This is a genomic window from Candidatus Sororendozoicomonas aggregata (genome assembly GCF_031528575.1).
In the GTDB taxonomy this organism is placed as follows: Bacteria; Pseudomonadota; Gammaproteobacteria; order Pseudomonadales; family Endozoicomonadaceae; genus Endonucleibacter; species Endonucleibacter aggregata.
Genome location: NZ_JAVLSP010000160.1, coordinates 1 through 4,327, shown reverse-complemented (window position 1 = coordinate 4,327; position 4,327 = coordinate 1). Strand labels below are relative to the sequence as shown.

Below are 4,327 nucleotides of genomic sequence, written 5' to 3'. Positions count from 1 at the left end.
ATAGCGCCCTTAGCGAGGATTGCGAGAAATTGAGGATAAAATTTCTGCCTCTGAGGAGAATAGCGGGGCTATTTGATGAAGAAGCAGGAATTTTCAGACTAATTTATCGCAACCGCAGTAGGGTAGTCTATTCTCGGACAGCCTCCTAGGGTTTTAACACAGATCCAGCGGCTCAAAATAGCGGCCCAAACCGGAGTTAGAAGAATCAATTGGTATTACCCTCGGCATGTGAATGTTGGTTTAGTATACTGTCGCGATGGTATATTCTCTTCGCCCTTATCAACAACAAGCTGTCAGTAGCGTCATTCACCACTTCCGCAACAGTTGTGCCCCTGCGGTTGTTGTATTACCCACAGGCGCAGGAAAAAGTCTGGTTATTAGCGAGCTGGCACGCCTGGCTCGAGGTCGAGTGCTGGCTTTAGCCCATGTGAAAGAGCTGGTTGCGCAAAACCATGCAAAATATGAAAGCTATGGATTAAAAGCTTCCATCTTTAGTGCGGGGCTTGGTAAAAAAAATACCACTGAACAAGTGGTCTTTGGTAGCGTCCAATCGGTTTCTCGAAATTTACCGTCATTCAGTCATGGGCAATTTACCCTACTGGTGATTGATGAATGCCACCGGGTATCTCTGGAAGAAAAAAGCAGTTACCACAAAGTTATCGGTCATCTGAAAACCCAGAACGCTAACCTTAAAGTGCTGGGTCTGACCGCAACGCCTTATCGCCTTGACCTTGGCTGGATTTACCAATACCACGCCGAGCCTGGCAAAAAAGCCTTTGTTCGTACAGAAGAGCCCCGTTTTTTTGAGCAGTGCATTTTTGAACTGCCGCTGTCATATATGATTCAATCAGGCTTTTTGACACCACCTAAACTGATTGATGCCCCCACAACGTTTTATGATTTTAGTCAGCTAAAAACAGACCGCCTGGGGCATTTCAATGAAAATGCCATGAACACTTTGCTGCAAGGGCAAGGCAGGGCCACTGCCGCTATTATTCGTACCGTCATTGAGCAGGCGGCTGAAAAGCAGGGTGTGATGATTTTTGCGGCCACCGTGGAGCATGCCCATGAAATTGCAAGCTACCTTCCCGGCGAAAGTACGGGGCTGATTACCGGCAGCACGTCCATACACCAACGAAACAGTATTATTAATGCCTTTAAAAGTAAAAAACTGAAATATCTAGTGAATGTTTCGGTGCTCACCACAGGGTTTGATGCCCCCCATGTGGATGTCATTGCCATTCTCAGACCCACAGCATCAGTGAGCCTTTACCAGCAAATTGTTGGCAGGGGGCTTCGGTTATCACCAGGAAAAAAAGACTGCCTGGTTTTGGAGTTTGCCGGCAATCTGTATGATTTATTCTCCCCGGAAGTAGGGAGTCCAAAACCCAATAATGATACAACCCCAGTAACGATCACCTGCCCGGTCTGCAATTTTGACAATACGTTTTGGGGCATTGTGGATGATCAAGGGTACGTTTTAGAACACTATGGTCGTCGTTGCCAGGGGGTTGACTGGTTTGAGGGTTCCGCTGAACGCTGTTCGTTTCGCTTTCGCTTTAAAGAATGCGATGCCTGCAATGGCGAAAATGATATCGCTGCCCGCCGCTGTATTGACTGTGGAAAAACACTGGTTGACCCCGACAAAAAGTTGCGTGATGCACTTAACCTTCGTTCGGCCATGGTCATCCGCTGCGCAGGCATGGTGATGACGGAGGAAGGCACAACAGCCGGTGGCTCCCGACTCAAAGTGACTTATCACGATGAAGACGGTGCCGAACTCAATGAGTTCTTCAGACTCGATACGCCCTCACAACAGGGTGCCTTTTATCACTATTTTGGTAAACAGGCGCTGATCAACAGAGGCCAAGCCTTTCGGGCTCTTTCAGTCAGCCATATTGTGCGCAATGCCAGCAAATTTCGAAAACCTGACTTTGTCATTGCTGATAGAAAAAAACACTACTGGCAAATCCGTGAAAAACTGTACGACTATGATGGTGCTTACAAAAAAGCCAACAGTACAAAATAGTGCAGAATAGTGCAGGCTAACGCAATAGTTACCCATTGTACCCACTGTGTTAGTGATTCTTTCCAAGCACTTTGGCAACATTTCTCCAAGCGTATTCACAGGGAAGTAGAGCCATGACCAATAAACAAGCACTCTCAATCATCAGCTATAAAGAACTCCATCAGTACATCAGTTGTATCAGGCATACCGATGCTTGTGATACGCATATAGCCGTTGAGTTGGCTATTTTAAGCTCTCAGGTGATCGATGATGAGCAGCGATTGGAGTTACTGGCACTGCTTTTTATCGTCTCTTGTCAGCAAGGTATTTATCAGCCCGCCGCTTTACTTGAGCGCGCCAGCCTGTTAGGGGTAGATTCATCAATCAGGCAACACCTTGTCGAAGTAATCACAGAGCTACAAAATAATCCCAACAGTATTTCTGAACATATTAAAGCGCTGATTAACGATACCTTTGCCTCGCCAATGGCCACCGAAGAAGCCTTGGCCAACATGGCTACCTGGATCAGCCAGTACCCGGCTTTAAAAACAACTGAGCGGCAAACCTTATCCAACATAGCCAGGCAGTGTGAATTACTGTTAATGATGGTCAACAGCGGTGATGAAAATGCCAAAGACGCCCTTAGATCATCCCGTATACAATGGTTCGTAGAACAGATTGCCAACGCCGAGGGTACCGAGCAACTGCAACAAATAGAAATTCTGTTTTTAGAAGACAACCTGGTCAATATTTCCCATGAAAAAATTACACCACTGATTAACAATGCAATAGAGAGCCTTAATACACTGGGCTACGTCGATCTCAATGGTTGCCTGACTCGAATTATTCATTCTGTAATCTATCCCGAGGATAGCTTTAAGCAGTCTGCTTATCAGAAAAATATCGGGCAAGTCAAAGACTGGCTGAGTGATAAAGCAAGCTCACCACTGGTGAGAAGTTTACTGGCAACTTCACAGAAAAAGGCAGAGCCATCAAAAATGACATTGTCAAAAAGCCTGTTTAAAAATAAGTCACTGCTTGTCTTTGGTTATTAGACCATTAAAAGACAAATGATAAACGACTTTAATATACTATTGCTCTCTTAAATTGTTATGGATCTCTGGCAGATCGAAACATCCCAAGCAAGACCCTGGAGAGCAGAAGTATTTAAAAACTTCAAACAGAAGGTAATGTCTGTGCTGCCTCCGGCATCGGAACATCAAGTTATTGATAGCTGGTTTCAGGAGGAAGCTCGATTTGGACAGCAGAACACCATTAGCCGCCTGTGGGCACCAACAGGTAGTCGTCCTGGTCTGATTCGGCAGCAGCAATTTAAGTAAGCCTATATGTTTGGAGCGCTATGCCCTAAACAGGATAAAAGTGATTCGTTTAGTATTGTCCAACGCAAATGCCAGTTAGAAAAGGCGATTAGCATAACTACTCAATTCAGGATAATGTATAAAACTGAATTACCTGTTGGCATATAGATGCTATCCCGGATATTTCATAAACTGCCCTGAGAATTGCGCAGAACCTTGCGGCTCTTAGGGATTTTGCGAAGGAGCGCCGTACCGGGGAGCAAAACTCCCATAGAGCCGCAAGGAGCAAGCAAGGCCAGGACCATGTTTATGAAATATCCGGGCTATGTTCAGCAATGTATAAATATCAAAGAGCAACACATGAATCTGAATGATTATGAAATGACCCTATTAAACGGGCGACAACAACCACTGGGCGAATTTCAAAATAAAGTCGTATTGATTGTGAACACTGCCAGTGAATGTGGTTTCACCAGCCAGTATGAAGGCCTGGAAACGCTCTATCAGACCTATAAAGAAGAAGGGCTTGTTGTGCTTGGCTTTCCCTGCAACCAGTTTGGTCATCAGGAACCAGGCGACAGTCACACTATTGGTGCTTTCTGTCAGAAAAACTACGGTGTCAGCTTCCCCATGTTCGAGAAAATCGACGTTAACGGTGACAATGCAGCCCTTCTCTTTAACGATCTCAAGTCAGCAGCCCCCGGCATGCTTGGCTCAAAAGCCATCAAATGGAATTTCACCAAGTTCTTGATCAATCCGGCAAAAGGCAGCGTAAAACGTTTTTCTCCTAAAACAAAACCAAAAGACATTGAGCTGGATATCAAGCTTGCGTTAAAGCATATGAAAAAAGTACAGGAAGCATAAACTTTCCTGGCACATGGATCGTGCCAGATAGGTCGTCTCACTGCTGAGCGCCCGCGGCGATAAAGCGCGGATGGGATCAGCTTTTGTTTTTTTGCGCATCTTTGCACATTTTTTCACGCAAATAGCAAAAACCCCT

The 4,327-nt window shown here is 45.4% G+C and carries 3 protein-coding genes; all 3 read left to right on the top strand.

Features of this window, described 5'->3' with window-relative positions:
* Window positions 1-256: 256 nt before the first annotated feature.
* The gene (gene radD, locus V4C51_RS17260; protein WP_330927418.1) at window positions 257-2,029 is read left to right on the top strand and encodes a DNA repair helicase RadD; all 1,773 of its coding nucleotides are present in this window, start codon (window positions 257-259) and stop codon (window positions 2,027-2,029) included.
* A 113-nt stretch (window positions 2,030-2,142) separates the two neighbouring features.
* Complete coding sequence (locus V4C51_RS17255) at window positions 2,143-3,063, top strand: hypothetical protein (protein WP_330927417.1); 921 nt, start codon at window positions 2,143-2,145, stop codon at window positions 3,061-3,063.
* A 567-nt stretch (window positions 3,064-3,630) separates the two neighbouring features.
* Window positions 3,631-4,191, top strand: a complete 561-nt coding sequence (locus V4C51_RS17245; protein WP_476577898.1) for a glutathione peroxidase — start codon at window positions 3,631-3,633, stop codon at window positions 4,189-4,191.
* Window positions 4,192-4,327: the final 136 nt, after the last annotated feature.